Source organism: Saccharopolyspora sp. NPDC000359, from assembly GCF_040300525.1.
Taxonomy (GTDB): domain Bacteria; phylum Actinomycetota; class Actinomycetes; order Mycobacteriales; family Pseudonocardiaceae; genus Saccharopolyspora.
In genome coordinates this window covers 201131-215137 of record NZ_JBEPDU010000002.1, presented here as the reverse complement: position 1 = coordinate 215137, position 14007 = coordinate 201131, and the positions used below count along the sequence as shown (strand labels likewise).

The 14007-nt window shown below is 66.6% G+C and carries 15 protein-coding genes and 1 tRNA gene; 7 read left to right on the top strand and 9 right to left on the bottom strand.

The window, feature by feature from the left end; all coding sequences use genetic code 11:
• Positions 1-12: 12 nt before the first annotated feature.
• On the bottom strand, positions 13-978 hold the full coding sequence (locus tag ABT324_RS02820; RefSeq protein WP_351170540.1) for a tyrosine-type recombinase/integrase: 966 nt from the start codon (positions 976-978) through the stop codon (positions 13-15).
• A 56-nt stretch (positions 979-1034) separates the two neighbouring features.
• Complete coding sequence (locus ABT324_RS02815) at positions 1035-2387, bottom strand: M20/M25/M40 family metallo-hydrolase (protein WP_351170537.1); 1353 nt, start codon at positions 2385-2387, stop codon at positions 1035-1037.
• 120 nt (positions 2388-2507) lie between these two features.
• Between ABT324_RS02815 and ABT324_RS02810 the strand changes: the two genes are divergently transcribed.
• Positions 2508-2593 (top strand) — tRNA-Leu (locus ABT324_RS02810).
• On the opposite strand, the gene ABT324_RS02805 is transcribed toward ABT324_RS02810, so the two are convergent.
• The 6 genes from ABT324_RS02805 to ABT324_RS02780 form a co-directional block, all read right to left on the bottom strand.
• Positions 2575-4335 carry a recombinase family protein gene (locus ABT324_RS02805; protein WP_351170534.1) on the bottom strand — a complete coding sequence of 587 codons (1761 nt, stop codon included), beginning with the start codon at positions 4333-4335 and terminating at the stop codon, positions 2575-2577. The two genes, ABT324_RS02810 and ABT324_RS02805, sit on opposite strands and share 19 nt — an antisense overlap.
• Before the next feature lie 150 nt (positions 4336-4485).
• Positions 4486-6636 (bottom strand): cell division protein FtsK, encoded by a 2151-nt coding sequence (locus tag ABT324_RS02800; RefSeq protein WP_351170531.1) that lies wholly within the window; start codon positions 6634-6636, stop codon positions 4486-4488.
• Positions 6626-7330, bottom strand: a complete 705-nt coding sequence (locus tag ABT324_RS02795; RefSeq protein WP_351170709.1) for a hypothetical protein — start codon at positions 7328-7330, stop codon at positions 6626-6628. The genes ABT324_RS02800 and ABT324_RS02795 overlap by 11 nt, the downstream gene beginning before the upstream one ends.
• Positions 7331-7341: 11 nt before the next feature.
• Positions 7342-7674 carry a hypothetical protein gene (locus ABT324_RS02790; RefSeq protein ID WP_351170528.1) on the bottom strand — a complete coding sequence of 111 codons (333 nt, stop codon included), beginning with the start codon at positions 7672-7674 and terminating at the stop codon, positions 7342-7344.
• Positions 7671-8021 carry a WhiB family transcriptional regulator gene (locus tag ABT324_RS02785; RefSeq protein ID WP_351170525.1) on the bottom strand — a complete coding sequence of 117 codons (351 nt, stop codon included), beginning with the start codon at positions 8019-8021 and terminating at the stop codon, positions 7671-7673. The genes ABT324_RS02790 and ABT324_RS02785 overlap by 4 nt, the downstream gene beginning before the upstream one ends.
• Positions 8021-8230 carry a helix-turn-helix domain-containing protein gene (locus tag ABT324_RS02780; RefSeq protein WP_351170522.1) on the bottom strand — a complete coding sequence of 70 codons (210 nt, stop codon included), beginning with the start codon at positions 8228-8230 and terminating at the stop codon, positions 8021-8023. The genes ABT324_RS02785 and ABT324_RS02780 overlap by 1 nt, the downstream gene beginning before the upstream one ends.
• A 181-nt stretch (positions 8231-8411) precedes the next feature.
• Between ABT324_RS02780 and ABT324_RS02775 the strand changes: the two genes are divergently transcribed.
• From ABT324_RS02775 to ABT324_RS02760, 4 genes are all read left to right on the top strand, one after another.
• Positions 8412-8795, top strand: a complete 384-nt coding sequence (locus ABT324_RS02775; protein ID WP_351170519.1) for an XRE family transcriptional regulator — start codon at positions 8412-8414, stop codon at positions 8793-8795.
• 150 nt (positions 8796-8945) lie between these two features.
• Positions 8946-10310 (top strand): transcriptional regulator, encoded by a 1365-nt coding sequence (locus ABT324_RS02770; protein ID WP_351170516.1) that lies wholly within the window; start codon positions 8946-8948, stop codon positions 10308-10310.
• Positions 10258-10533 carry a hypothetical protein gene (locus ABT324_RS02765; RefSeq protein ID WP_351170513.1) on the top strand — a complete coding sequence of 92 codons (276 nt, stop codon included), beginning with the start codon at positions 10258-10260 and terminating at the stop codon, positions 10531-10533. Before ABT324_RS02770 ends, ABT324_RS02765 begins: the two co-directional genes overlap by 53 nt.
• Positions 10518-10886 carry a signal peptidase I gene (locus ABT324_RS02760; RefSeq protein ID WP_502949674.1) on the top strand — a complete coding sequence of 123 codons (369 nt, stop codon included), beginning with the start codon at positions 10518-10520 and terminating at the stop codon, positions 10884-10886. Before ABT324_RS02765 ends, ABT324_RS02760 begins: the two co-directional genes overlap by 16 nt.
• Here ABT324_RS02760 and ABT324_RS02755 read toward each other — a convergent pair.
• Positions 10883-12550: a transcriptional regulator gene (locus tag ABT324_RS02755; protein WP_351170508.1), complete on the bottom strand. Its 1668-nt coding sequence runs from the start codon at positions 12548-12550 to the stop codon at positions 10883-10885. The two genes, ABT324_RS02760 and ABT324_RS02755, sit on opposite strands and share 4 nt — an antisense overlap.
• 252 nt (positions 12551-12802) lie before the next feature.
• On the opposite strand from ABT324_RS02755, the gene ABT324_RS02750 reads away from it, so the two are divergent.
• Positions 12803-13273, top strand: a complete 471-nt coding sequence (locus ABT324_RS02750; RefSeq protein WP_351170505.1) for a hypothetical protein — start codon at positions 12803-12805, stop codon at positions 13271-13273.
• Complete coding sequence (locus tag ABT324_RS02745; protein ID WP_351170502.1) at positions 13270-13476, top strand: hypothetical protein; 207 nt, start codon at positions 13270-13272, stop codon at positions 13474-13476. The genes ABT324_RS02750 and ABT324_RS02745 overlap by 4 nt, the downstream gene beginning before the upstream one ends.
• Positions 13477-14007 lie beyond the last annotated feature (531 nt).

The window sequence follows — 14007 nt, the reverse complement described above, 5'->3', positions numbered from 1 at the left end:
GGGGGGCCGCGCTCAGCCGCCGGAGAGCTCGCCGAGCACGTGCAGCGTCCGGTTCGCCCGCACCGACATCCGCTGCTCGCGGGCGGTCACGTCGATGTAGGTCTGGCTGGAGTTGATCGACGAGTGGCCGAGCAGCTTGGCGATCTCGGCGGCGTTGGCGCCGTCCTCGGCGAGCCGGGTGGCGAAGGTGTGGCGCAGGGCGTGCACCATCGCGCCGGGCTGCACCCGGTCGGACACCCCGGCGGCCCGCAACGACTGCCGCACCAGGTACTGCAGCCCGCCGCGCTGGAGCCGCTCGCCGCGGTGGTCGACGAACAGCGGGTCGCCGCCGGGCAGCCGCTCGCCGAACCGCTCCCGCCGCGACCGCAGGTAGTTCTGGATCAGCACGTCCAGGGCGTCCTCGATCGGGATGGAGCGGTTCTTGCCGCCCTTGCCGTGCACGTGCAGCCGCCGGTCGCCGCTGCGCCCGGCCAGCGACGCCACGGTGAGCTCCAGCAGCTCGGCCGAGCGCACGCCGGTGCACAGCAGCGTGGACAGCACCGCGAGGTCGCGTTCCGGCCACGGGTTGCGCGCCCGCCTGGCCCCCGCGGCGACCATCCGCAGCAGGCGTTCGGGCGTGTCCTCGCCCTGCAGCGGCTTCGGCGTGGAGGGCGTGTTGCGTGGCTTGGGCACGACAAGCATCGGATTGCCCGGCACCGCCCCCTCGACCACCAGGAACCCGAAGAACCCGTTCCAGGTCGACCAGGCCCGGGTGACCGACGAGGCCGACCGCGCGGCGGCGAACCGGGCGAACGCCGAGCGCAGCACGGAGGCGTCGACCCGCTCCACCGGCAACCGGTCGGCGGCGGCGCCGGTGAGCTCGACCAGCTCACCGGCCACCGACTCCAGGTCGCGGCGGTAGGCCCGCAGCGAGTTCGCCGCGAGCTTGCGCGCCTGCAGGTGCTCCAGGTAGGTCTCGATCAAGTGCGCCAGGTCCACGCCACACCTCCCCGATGATCAACTCGGGTGGAGATGGAACCAGATCCCACCGACACTCAGCTGGCGAGGAGGAACCGGTCCAGCACCCGCACGCCGAACTGCAGCGCGTCCACCGGCACCCGCTCGTCCACGCCGTGGAACAGCGCGGAGAAGTCGAGGTCGGCGGGCAGCTTCAGCGGCGCGAAGCCGTAGCAGCTCATGCCCAACCGGCTGAACGACTTGGCGTCGGTGCCGCCGGACATCATGTAGGGCAGCGCCTTGGCCCCCGGGTCCTCGGCGATCAGCGACGCGCTCATGGCGTCCACGATCCGGCCCTCGAACTTGGTTTCGACCGGCGGCAGCCCCACCCACTCGCGCTCCACGTCGGGGCCGAGCAGCTCGGCCAGCTCCCGGTCGAACGCCTCCTCCCGGCCGGGCAGGATCCGGCAGTCCACGGCGGCCTCGGCCACCGACGGGATGACGTTGTGCTTGTACCCGGCGGTGAGCATCGTCGGGTTGGCGGTGTCGCGCAGCGTGGCCCCGACCATCCGCGACAGGTTGCCGAGCTTGGCGACCGCGCCCTCGACGTCGTCGGCGGGGAAGTCCCACCCGGTGATCTCGGTGACCCCGGCGAGGAACTCCTGCACCGAGTCGGTCAGCACCAGCGGGAACCGGTGGTTGCCGAGCTTGGCGACGGCCTCGGAGAGCTTGGTGACGGCGTTGTCGTCGTGCACCATCGACCCGTGCCCGGCCCGTGCCCGGACCCGCAGCTTCAACCAGCGGATGCCCTTCTCGGCGCTCTGCACCAGGTAGGCCCGCACGCCGTCCTTGAGCGTGACGGAGAACCCACCGACCTCGCTGATGGCCTCGGTGCAGCCCTCGAACAGCTCCGGCCGGTGGTCGACCAGCCACTGGGCCCCGTGGAAACTCCCGGCCTCCTCGTCGGCGAGGAACGCGAAGACGATGTCGCGCGGCGGGACGATGCCGTCCCGCTTGAACCGCCGCGCGATGGCCAGGCTCATGGCCACCATGTCCTTCATGTCGACCGCGCCCCGGCCCCACACGTACCCGTCCTGGACGGCCCCGGAGAAGGGGTGCACGGACCACTCGGCAGGATCGGCGGGCACGACGTCCAGGTGCCCGTGCACCAGCAACCCGCCCCGGCTGGAGTCGACCCCGGGCAGCCGCGCGATGACGTTGCCCCGCCCGGGGTGGTCGCCGGACTCGACGTAGGTGACCTCGTACCCGACCTCGCTGAGCTTGCTGGCCACGAACTCGGCGGCGGCCCGCTCGCCCACGAGCGTCTCGGGGTCACCGGTGTTCGTGGTGTCGATGCGGATCAAGTCGCTGGCCAGCCCGACAACCTCCTCCTGGGCCAGCCGCAACCCCGCCTCATGATCAGTACCGGACAAACCGCTGTGCTCGCTCACCAGGCATTTCTATCACCCGAGCCGCGAAGAGGGGGGTCCCGTTGGCGCCCGGATGACCATGGGCTAATCTATGAGCACAACACAGCGGGAACGCCCCCGGAGACGAGGGCGGCCCGAGATGTCCGAGTGGCGGAATGGCAGACGCGCTAGCTTGAGGTGCTAGTGCCCGGTTAAAGGGCGTGGGGGTTCAAGTCCCCCCTCGGACACGCACGCTAACCACACGCGGCGAGATCGTAGCTTCCACGATCCGCGCGTGTGGTTTGTAGTTTAGATCGACTCGAAGGCTTTCGTAGAGCCGACTCAGGCTGCCCGGCTGGGCATCTTTGAGGGCTTCGCCGACGTCACCTAGCGAATCAATCATCGCGTAGACCTCTGCTTCACCCAGTGCACGCGGGTCGGGTGCGTTGTCCAGCTCGGCCTGTGCGGCAGCTCTCTCGGCCTGCGCCTCGTTGATCGCCTCGACCAGCGCTGCAGGGTCCGCGCCAGCCTCGATCGCTGTCTGAAGCCGACGCAGGCGCGTCTTGGCGTCCGCGAGCCGCTTCTTCAACGCTTCCCGGGTGCCACTCCTGCGGCTGGAGTCGGCTTGCGAGCCGACCAGCGCCGCGACGGTGCGGTCAAGGTTCTCGCGAGCGAATAGGCGGCCGATCCAGCCGTTCAGCGGCTCGACCACGTCGATCTCTCGGAGATTCACGGTCCGAGGGTGATCGGCTAGCGCCGCCGATCCAGGGGCCAGCGAGCGCGCCAAGCATCTGTAGTAGGTCTCATGCTTGCGGATGACGGCTCCGTGCATCCTGCGCCCGCAGAACCCGCAACGCACCAACCCACGCAGAAGATATTTCCGCGTACCTGTATTTCGCGTGCGTTCCAGCTTGGCGATTCCGCGGTTCCCGCCTGCCGACCGGGACCGACGTTTCAGCTGCGCTTGCGTGAAGATCTCCACGCTCACAATTTCCGGGTGGGCTGGTCGGCGGGAGCGCACGATTCCCTGTGCTTCGGCGCGACGGGACCGGATCACGTGCCCGGCCGCGACGTCATCCGGGTCGAGAAGGGTTTCCTGTCGAGCCCAGCGTCCGAAGAACGCATATCCGGTGTAGCGAGGGTTTTCGAGAATTGCCCGGACCGTGCTGCCCTGCCAGCCATCGGCCAGCCGATGCCGGTTCTGGTCCGGCCGCCGTGCTGACGGGCACGGGATAGCGTCCCGGTTCAACCCGTTCGCGATTGCCCGGTCTCCCTTGCCATCCAGGTACTCGGCGAAGATGCGCTGAACCACCTCGGCCGAGGCTTCATCAATCGCGAGCACCTTCAGCCGGTAGCCCTCAGCCGCCTTGCGCGGGTTGGGGTGCGCCCCACCGTCCACGGTGGTGTAGCCGTAGGGCGCTCGGCCGCCTTGGTGACGCCCCTCGTTGAGCACCTGCGCATCCATCGCGGCCCTCACCCGAGCCTGCACGTGCTGGCGTTCGGACTCGCTCATGCCGCCAAGCACGTTCATCAGCATCTTGTGCGACGGGTTGCGCGCGTCGAACTTCCCACCTAGCTCAGGCACCCACAGATCGACGCCATAGGCCGCGAACTTTGGAGCGATCAGCGAGAACTGATTCCCGAACCAGCACCGAGTGCCCTCACCGACCACCACGGCGTTCCATTCCCGGTTCGGGTCCTTCAACGCCGCCAGCAGCTGGTCAGCCTCGCGGCGTCGCTCCCACGGCACCGAGCGGGACTGACCGACGTCGAAGTACTCAGCAACGATCGTCCCGCCGAGCGGCTCGACGAACTTCTGTGCGTTGCCCAACTGCCATCCGTGCGAAGTTTCCGGATCCTGGTTGTCCTCAGTGGAGCAACGGCCGTAGAAGGCGATCAGGCCGATTCCGGCATCGACGGGATCGGCCACCTCGACGCCGAGCAGGCCGTCCAACGTCGCCCACGGATCGCCGCTGATTTCAACAGTCATGTTTGCCCTTCCTCAGAGGTCCGTCAGGAACCTCAACCTCTGTCAGTTCGACCAGCATGCCTAGCAGTATGCGGCTCACTTCAGGCGTTAGTACAGGTAGGTCGGCCGGTAGATGTACCGTGACCTGTTTCTCGTCGCGCGCATCGGCGGTCATGGCTGATCACCGTCCGACTCATCATCCAAGCTGATTTCAGCAGAAACTTGGTCGATTGCCGCCCGGATATCGGCGGTGAAGTAGCCGCGCACCCGGCGGACCTCGCCGTCCTCGCCCGGAACTCGGTGCCGGCTCGGTCGGCACTCCAGCTGTCCCATCTGCCGCGCGAACACGCTCGGATCCACGTCCAAGGCTTCGGTCAGCTCGGCTGTGGGTACGAACTCGCGTTGATCCAGCTCGTCGCCTAGGTACTCGGCGACCGAGGCGAGCGGTTCCGGCAGCTCGACCGGTTCTCCGACCTCGGCCCCGGTACCGCTGCCGAGTGCCTTCACGACAGCTGCCTGATCGATCGATCGTGGGGTGTCGTCGCCTGCTGCGTGTCCGGTCAGCGTTCCGGCTGCTTCCCGGAGCGTGCGCCCTCGTTCGCAGATGTCCCGCCATTCGGCGTTGTGCATGTAGAACGTCCGCACGGTCACCGCGAGCGTGTCCGCTCCGGCGTCGGTGTCGCCATCCGGGCGCAGAATCCCGACGCCCTTGTGGCCCGGCAGCAGCGTCGAGGCGTCGAACCCGCGCGTGTTCATCTGCTCGCCGAGCACGATGTTGGAGTCCCGCCAGTCCATCACCCGCAACGCGAAGCGTGATCCGAGCACAGCCCGCAACCGTGAGGGGATCGTGTTCGAGTCCGGCCGCTGCGTGGCGAGGATGACCACGATCCCGACCGCTGGCCCCTTGCGGGCCAAGTAGGTCAGGAGGTCCGCGAGGTGCGCGCCGAGCGTGGTCTTCTTCCCCTCGATCTCCACGCGCGTCGGATTCTCCAGGTACACCTGAACCTCATCGATGATCACGGTTGTGATCGGCATGCCCAGATCACGGTCCCGAGAAATCTGCGGCGTGATCTTCGACTCCGGGCAGATTTCGTCATCCAGTGTGGACATCCGGGAGAACCGTGCTTGTACCTCGGCGACCAGTTCGACCAGGTAGCCCCGGACAGCTTCGGCGTGCTCTTGCTCGTCACCGCAGACGTATCGGTGCGCGACGGCTTCGGCTGCCTGCCAGTCCTTCCCGCCCTTGCCGTCGAAGACGTACAGCTGCGTGTACGGGTCGAGGATCAGCCCGGCCGCCGGTAGCCGGGTGGCGCACGTCTTGCCCTGTCGGGGGATCGCCCCGACGACCAGCGACGTCCACACCACGGGCAGATCGATCCGGCGGTTACGCGCGTCCCGACCGAACGGGATCGGCCGCCAGGCGTCCCAGAACTCCACATCCAGCAGCGGAAACCGCAGCGGCGGACCGGAGTACGGATCCTCATCGGCAACCCACAGGAAGACCCGCCCGGCGTGACCACCCCGCCCGCGCACCCGCTCAACGATCAGCTGCAGCTCATCGACCGCCAGCGCCGAGGCGAGTGCTTCGCGATGCTTGATGACGTCGGCAGCTTTGCGGGTGGCGGGCAGGTCGACGGTGACGGCCCAGCCTGCGCCGTCGTGTGCGGCGCGCTCGACCAGGCGCAGCGATTCGTCCTTGCCGATCAGCTTCGCGTCCCGGAACGCATCGACCAGCACCTGTGGATCCATGGTCCAGGTGAGCGTCCGCGGACCAGCCAGCACCGGTTTGCGTCCGGGTGCGCCATCCTTGCGGCGGCCGAACACAGCCAGCGTCACCGAGCTGATGCCGGCTGCGATCCACAGCGCCCGGCCGCCGTACACGACGTAGGCCGCGGTGACCAATGCGGCAGCTGCCAGCGCTACGAGTCCAGTCACTTTCCAGCGGAACAGGGTCAGCGCACGAATCTCGGTGAACTTGTCAGCCAGCTTCTCGGACTGCTCGGCAGCGTCCCGGTAGTCATGAACGCGCACCCACCGACGCCAGCCCCGGAAGGCAGTTGCCGCGCCCCTGCCGACCGAGGTCAGGAACCGCCACGGCGACCGCAGCAGGAACACCACGCCGTCCATAGCTGCGTGCTTCGCGGCCTGCCGGGACTTCACCGCGGTGGGCACGCGCGGTGAACGCTGCCACCAGTTCATGAACCGTCGTCGCCGAGTCGGCTGCGGCTCGGTCGGCAGGTCATCGTCGATCAGTTCGGCATCGAAGATGTGCCGCTCGACCTCCCGGGAGGACGCGGCAGCGGGCAGCGTCTCACTGCTCATCGCTGCCCACCTCCGCCAACAGCGAGGCAGCCAGCCGGGACGACAGGCCGCGTGAGCAGCCGGTTACCTCCCGAATCCAGGCAGGCGTCACGGTCACGTCCGCGTTCCATGCCTCCCGCGCTCGGGCCAGGTATTCATCGAAGGACTTCCGGCGCTTCCCTTCCGGCGACCGGTCACGGGTCGGTTCGGGTGCTGGCTCGGTGTCAGGCGTGCCGGTAACCCCGGCATTCATGAACGCTGCCTGGACGGCTTCGCTGAGCTTGTCCCGGAGATCAGTCACGGCCTCAGCGGCGACGAATACCACCAACGGCGGCACGGAATGCAGCACCACCATGTCCGCCGATCCGGCCGCGTACGCCTCCCAGGTGTTCATCACGTACGTGGCTGCGAGCGTGAACCACTTCGCTCCGCGCACCCATCCTCCGGTGCGGATGCCGTACCGGGCGGTGATCTGCTCGGCCCGCAGGATCGCCAGCAGCACCAGCGACACCATCGGGTCCAGCAACCATGCCGCCAGCCACGGCAACGACCACACGGCAGCACCGTTCGCGGCGAAGCTCTGAACATTGGTCATGGTGAACGCCAGGCCGAGCAGGATCCCGGTCCAGCACAGCCGGTCCACCTGCCTACGCACCTGCTCGACCGCTTCGGCTTTGGCCGGGGTGGGCGGCAGCAGCCGCCCACCCTTGACCATCGACGGCGCGTTCATCGACGCCGCCCTTTCCGCTGCTGTGGCACGTCCGTCGTGGTCACGGTCAGTGCCTTGGTCAGCGTGTACGACGCGAACAACGCCGGTACACCGAGCACGGCGAGCAGCAGCGTCGTGTTGCCAGGGTGCGTGATCACGATCCACTGCACGCCCACGATCGCGGCGGCCGTCACGACGACCCGCCCGGCGAGCGAGACCAGCCGGACACTCGCCCGAGCGGCCTCGCTCGCTCGCCGTGTGGCGCGCGCACTTGCTCGCCACACCATGACCAGCGCAATCAGGCCACCGAGCGCAGCCAGGATCTCGACCGGGGTGAGTTGCAACATCATCGCGCCCACCCCCCTTCGACACGCTCCCCGCGCTGAAGCCAGTGCGGATACAGCGCGCGCCGGTCGTCCTCGGGCAGAGCGCCCCAGACGCCAGCGGTGCTCTCCCCAGCGACGCGCAGGTCCAGTTCGAGGCACTCGTCCTGGACCGGGCAGCCCGCGCACATCCGCGCGGCCAGCTCGCGATCAGTCATCGGTTCGTCAGCCCAGGCGGGTTCGTCCTCCTGGCTCGCCGCCATGCACATGCCGTCACGGAGCACTGCGTTGGCAAGCACCGCGCTCGGCATCCAGCGCAGGCGGTCCAGCCGCCAGGCGATACCGATCAGTCGGACGTCGTTGTTCGGGGTCATCACTGCCGACCCCCGTCCTGCGCTGCGTCGTTGATCGGCTCGCCCAGCAGACGAACCACGTCGTTGGCGGAGATCACGCGGCGGCCGTTCCGCTGCACGGTGGGCAGCATGCCGAGCCGGATCGCGCGGGAGATCGTCGACTGGTCGACGCTGAGAATCCAGGCGGCTTTGCGGACGGTGAGAAACACCGGTCGCCCGGTTTTGGACATGTCGGTCCCCATTGAAGAAAGCCCTTCAGTCAAGAATGGGAGCTGATTTCAGCTGAATTCTTATGATTTCAGCGCTCATTAGGCGCGAAAGGCCGGAGCCGCGCGATTTGTGCGCGGTCATGTCACGGAATGCGGCACGCAACGGCTAACCTCTGCGCTGAGGCGGAGCGCGGAGGAATACGTGTCGGAAGATTGGGCGGCGGTCGCCAGAGCCATTAACGAGCGCGTGAGCGAGCTCGGCTGGCGGCAGAAGGAGCTCGCCGAGCGCTCGAACGTCTCGCTGGCGATCGTCCGCGAGATCCAGCACCACGTTGTGGAGCGCCGCCGAAGCTCCCGGACGCTGGAATCCCTCTCCGTGGCCCTCGGCTGGCACCCGCAGCATCTGATTTCCGTGCTGCACGGCCGAAAACCGCCTGCGCCCGATGAGCCGGCCGCAGCCGGACCCGAGACGGTCTGGTCCCGGTTGGACGCTCTCGAACAGCGCATGGTCGAGATCACTGAGCGGCTCGATGACCTGAAGAGCGATCTCGCGACGGTGATCGAGCATGTCCGCAAGAACCGCTGAGGCCGGGTGGTTCTGCCTGCTGGATCGGATGTCTTTCATGCCTTCAATTCCAGTGCGAAACCGCTGGGCAACCCATGCATCAGCGATGCACATCCAGTGCACGAGCGGTGCAGAACCAGTGCACAAAGCAGCGGCAGGGGGCGCGGCTCGATGGATTTGGTGACCGGCTGGACGGGGCGCACCGCGTGCGCGCTACAGGCGGCGTTGCGAATGAGCAACGAGACGTTCGCGGAGCATTTGGGAATTGCCGTCCGAACAGTCAGCGGGTGGCACAAGAAACCCACTCTGGTGCCGAAATCCGAGATGCAGCAGCTACTCGACACAGCGCTTGAACAGGCGTCGCCGCCGGTCCAAGCACGGTTCGCCCAGCTGATCGACGACACCGCCGATGCTGGCCCCGACGATCCGTCCGCCGACGACCAGGCGGCAGCGGATGCCGAGCTACGGCTCAGCACCGATCCCAACATCGGCGCGGCACTGGAGTGGCTGGACGAACACGCAGGCTGGGAGCCGGGCACCAGTCGGCGCGACGTAGCTTCGCGGCTGGCACGGCTGGACGTGCGCGAACTCCAGGGCAGGGCAAGCCGTCGAGCGCGCGTCGATCAACGGAGCGTCGCGCAGGTCCTCGGCAAGTACTACGGCGAGCGGACCGCAAGCCATGGCAGGTACGCCGCGCGCTTCGGCAGCGACACCGAGGCCGAGACAAGCATCTTGACCAGTGCTGACTGGCTGGACCTGGAATGCCCGCTGATCGCGTCCCGTGACCGCCTCACAGTCACCAGTGCGGCGGACGCTGACATGCCGCTGGATGATGACGCAGCCGGACGTGCGGCCCAGCGGTTAGCCGAGACGCTGGCTATGGGCACGCGCCTTGTCGACATGCCGCTGTACCGGCTGCTCGGTGTGGATGTTTCCCCAGGTTCGATCCGTGGATCGGTCGGGGTCACGCGGTTCGTCGAGTACGCCGTGACCATGGACCTGCTCGAAGGCGAGCTGATCGATGCGATCGCCGCTGATGTCGGCTCGGCGCACGAGGCGCTGCCGCTGCGCGACAAGTACCTGCCGGACATCGCGTCCGTGGTCGACGTCTCCAGCCGGCTGTGCGCAGGTGGCCCGCTCGCACTGTGCGCGATTGCGCGCCCTGCAAGCCCGTTCAGGGGCGAAGCGGACTACGTTCTCCTGGTGCAGGAACGCTCGGGCAACGTCCTCAACGCCGCCCGCCGACTGGCGGTGATCCCGAAGGGCTTCCACCAGCCGCTGACGGACCTGCGCGCCGATGCCCAGGTGGGTGCGACGCTGCGGCGCGAGATGGAAGAAGAGCTGTTCGGGCGCGACGACATCGACAACACCTTCGGCGACCAGCGAACCGCCGACCCGATGCACCCGAGCCGTCTGTCCGAGCCGATGCGTTGGCTGATGGAAAACTCCGAGTGCCCTGCACATGGAATGCACCGGTTTCGGGTTGAACCTGCTCAGCGGCAACTTCGAGTTCCCCAGCCTGATCGTCATCGATGACGAAGAATTCTGGTCCCGCTATGGTGGTCGAGTTGAAGCCAACTGGGAATCAGCAGGACTCCGCCAGTACTCCAGCCTGGACGGGGATCTGCTCGGCGAACTGGTCCGTGATGTAGCGTGGAGCAACGAAGGGCTGTTCGCACTGCTTCAGGGCCTTCGACGACTCGGTCAAATCGGCCGCGAGCGAGTGAGCTTGCCGCCGATCGAATGGGAGGTACGGTAGTGAGCCGCAATTGGCACCACGGAAACGCCGCCGAAGATGGAAGCGAAACGCGCGGCTGGGTGCTCGGCCACTTCATCGACCCGTCCGAAGGCGTCCGGTCAACGAAGGACGTCGAAGTGAAATGGGGTGTCCACCCGGCTGGCGACAAGCGCCCCGAGTGGACGACCGACGACCAGCGGACAACCATGCTCCTGCTGGTGCAGGGAAATTTCCGACTGCACCTCACCGAAGGCACGGTCGATTTGGCCAAGCAGGGTGACTACGCGGTCTGGGGCCCGGGAATCGATCACTCCTGGGAAGCTATCTCCGATTCGGTCGTGGTGACCGTCCGCTGGCCGTCAGCATCCAACTAGCTCCACGCCACGGCGGGCAGGTTCACGCGGTCGTCACCAACCTCACGTAGGCGGCGAATCCCTTGGGTCAGCGCAAAAAGCCCTTTGTCGCTCCATGACTCGTCGGCGATCAGCTCGGTGACCAGGTGATCGTCCAAACTGGAGTACAGACGGAGCCCGGACGACTCCCAGTTCGCTTCGATCTGCCCGCCGTAGCGCTCCCAAAACTCGTCATCGTCGATAACGACAAGACACGCGAACTCAAAGTTCCCGCTGAGCAGGTTGAGCCCAAATCCAGTGCATTCCATCCGCACGCGACCGGGATCCTCCATGAGCCACTTCGTAGGCTCGGACAAACGACCAGGATGCAAAGGTGCGGCCACGCGGGGAGCTCCAACAGTGCTGTCGACCTCACTGCGTCCGAACAGTTCTTCTTCGAGCTCACGCAGCAACGTGGTTCCGAGTTGCGCATCGGCCTGAATATCCGTCATCGGCTGATGAAAGCCTTTCGGGATCACGGCTAGCCTACTCGCCGCGTTGAGAACGTGGCCGGACCGCTGCTGGACCAGGAGCGCATAGTCCCGTTCGCCACGATATGGATCAGTGGGACGCGCAATTGCACACAACGCAAGCACGCCACCCGCACACAATCGACCAGACAAGTTGAGAACGGACGCGATGTCCGGCAGATACCGATCTCGCAGTGGCAAGTTGCCAGGCTGATCCGCGGACGCACCGCAAATCGCGTCGATCAATTCCTTTTCGAGCAGATCCATGGTGACGGCGTACTCGACGAACGGAGCGACGCCGACTGAACCCACAATCGCTCCCTTCCTAACGTCGACGCTCAGAAGCCGATAGAGCGGAACGTTCGCGACCCGCACACCGAGCGCGGCGGCCTCGGCAAGCCGATGCACGGCATGACGTATCCCTGCGTCGTCCGGTGCGAGACGGCCGCCCGGATCGGCGTTCAACGTCAGGTGGTCGTTGCCCTGCCTGAGCGGGCACGCGAGGTCCAACCAGTTCGGCCGCGTTAGGACGCTTGTCTGAATCTCCCGATGCCCACTGAGCACCCGATAGGGTACGTGGTCCTGCACGCTATCCGCGTAGTACTCCATCAGCGCGTTCGTGATCTCGCTTCGGCGGACCTTGCCACGCCGCGCATGCAGGTCGAGCAGGTCATCAGTGCTCAACTTCCCGAGTCGGGCCATCACCTTGCGTCGGGTCGTCTCAGGGCTCCAACCAGCGCGGTCGTCCAACCAAGCAAACGACATACCCATGTCGACGCGCGTTTCCGGTGTCTGGACAGCTGGTGTCGCTGTTTCACGGCGGCCAAGCCCGTGGTCCTGAGCCTGGTCGAACGCCAACTGCCGCACGGAAGCGCCTTCCACGAGCCGTTCGGCGGCAACCTCCCTGAGCGGGCTTGCCTGCCCCGGCGGAACCAACAGCTCGTCAATGCTGAGATCGAAGATCCTTTCGAGCAGCCGAGCGGTTGCCGGGCGGAGCTGGCCAAGTGGCTGCCCGCTCGGCCCGCGCCCAGCGGTCAACCGCTGCAGATGCCGGAGGCTGAGCGTTCCAGGCTCGTCGTGTTGGCGAGCGAAGGTCTCGGCGAACTCGGCGAACTCCTGAAGAGTCTGCCGCCGTTCTTTGATCTTCAGTTCGAGCACTGTGCGTGCCGTCTGCATCGCTGTCTCCCGTCCGCGCTACGGGTCGTCTTATGTCGTCAGCAGGTCGTGTCCAGGTCGTTCCGCTGACCGAGCGCTGATGAAAGCATGATTTCAGTCTGACACGAACCGCTCACACGCGGTCACCCCCAAGTCGTCCGGCGGCGTTGCGCCCGCGCCCCCCGGCCGTCGCCGGACACGGACCGCGGCCAGAGCCGGCGGGCTGAACCCGCTTCGGTTCTGGCCGCGGTCCACCAGGATTGGAGATCACCCGTGGACGCACCGACCCAAGAAGCGAAGTGGTTCCAGTTCAAGCCCGGCGTCGTGGTCGATTCGCTGCGCGTCGCCCACTGCGCCGCGTCTACCAGCGACGATGTCGAGATCCAGTCATGGTGCCGACTGAAGTTCCACCCATCGGACATCGAAGAAGCCGCCGACCCCACCAGCCCGCTGGATTCCGGCAAAGCTCCCGCCTGCGCACCCTGTAGCGCCTGCCTGCTGAAACTTGCGGCAGCGACCGACCAAGCCACCAATCAGCCTGCGGCGACCTGCCCCGACGACAGCAAGCTCGCGGTCATGCTGCGCAAGGCGCAATGGCTTCTCGATGACGCCGCCTACTACCTACCCCAGGGCCGATGCAGCACCGAGGACCGCGAAATGCTCGCGAACACACTGGACCAACTCGCCGCACTGGTCCGCGAGCAGAGCGCGCAGCACCTCGTAATCGAGCAGTCCGGAGCATGACCGCGATCGCGGAACCGGTGGGCAGACACAGCCTCAAAGACGAACCGGACGGCTACGTGACCGCCTGGAGCGGTGACCTAAACCCGGACCTGCCGACACGAATCCTGCTCCTCGCCGAGCTGAGAAAGCCTGCGCCCAGGACGTTTCGAAGGCCATCAATCGAGACCCTGCAAGCCATACTTGCAGGGCTCAAGCGGCTGTAGGGCAAAGCAACCAACGCCTGCCGCAGCTCCCGTCGTTGCGCCGACAATTTCGTGACTCTTTTCTTGACGACGCCAATGCTGCAAGCAAGCGCCTCGCAATGCGTCACGATTGGGGACGGTCGATGTCTGCTGGCGTGGGCTTGGGATGCGGCGAGCCGCTGCCACCAAGCTCTTCACGTGGACGGCGCGCTCGATACCACGGTGCCGCATGTAGGCAACGCGCCCGCCGAGCCCGGATCCAGGCTGGCAACGCGCGTTCATGGGAAGCGGTAGATCGTGCCGACGTCGCAATGGCGGCCGTACGGCGAGCGTTGAGCAGCGGCACCGACCCCCAGCAAGCGATTCAGGATCTGCTGACGGCCGCGACCGACCTCGCGGAATCCCACAGCAGTGCTGCGCCTGGCCCAGCCGACGACACCTCCGTTATCGACACTCCAGCGTCGGAAGGCACCGAGGGCTCACGGAGCCCACTTCAGGCAACAGCCGGAGCGTTCCTGCTGAGGGCAAAAGGGAGGAGGTGTCAGCGGAAAC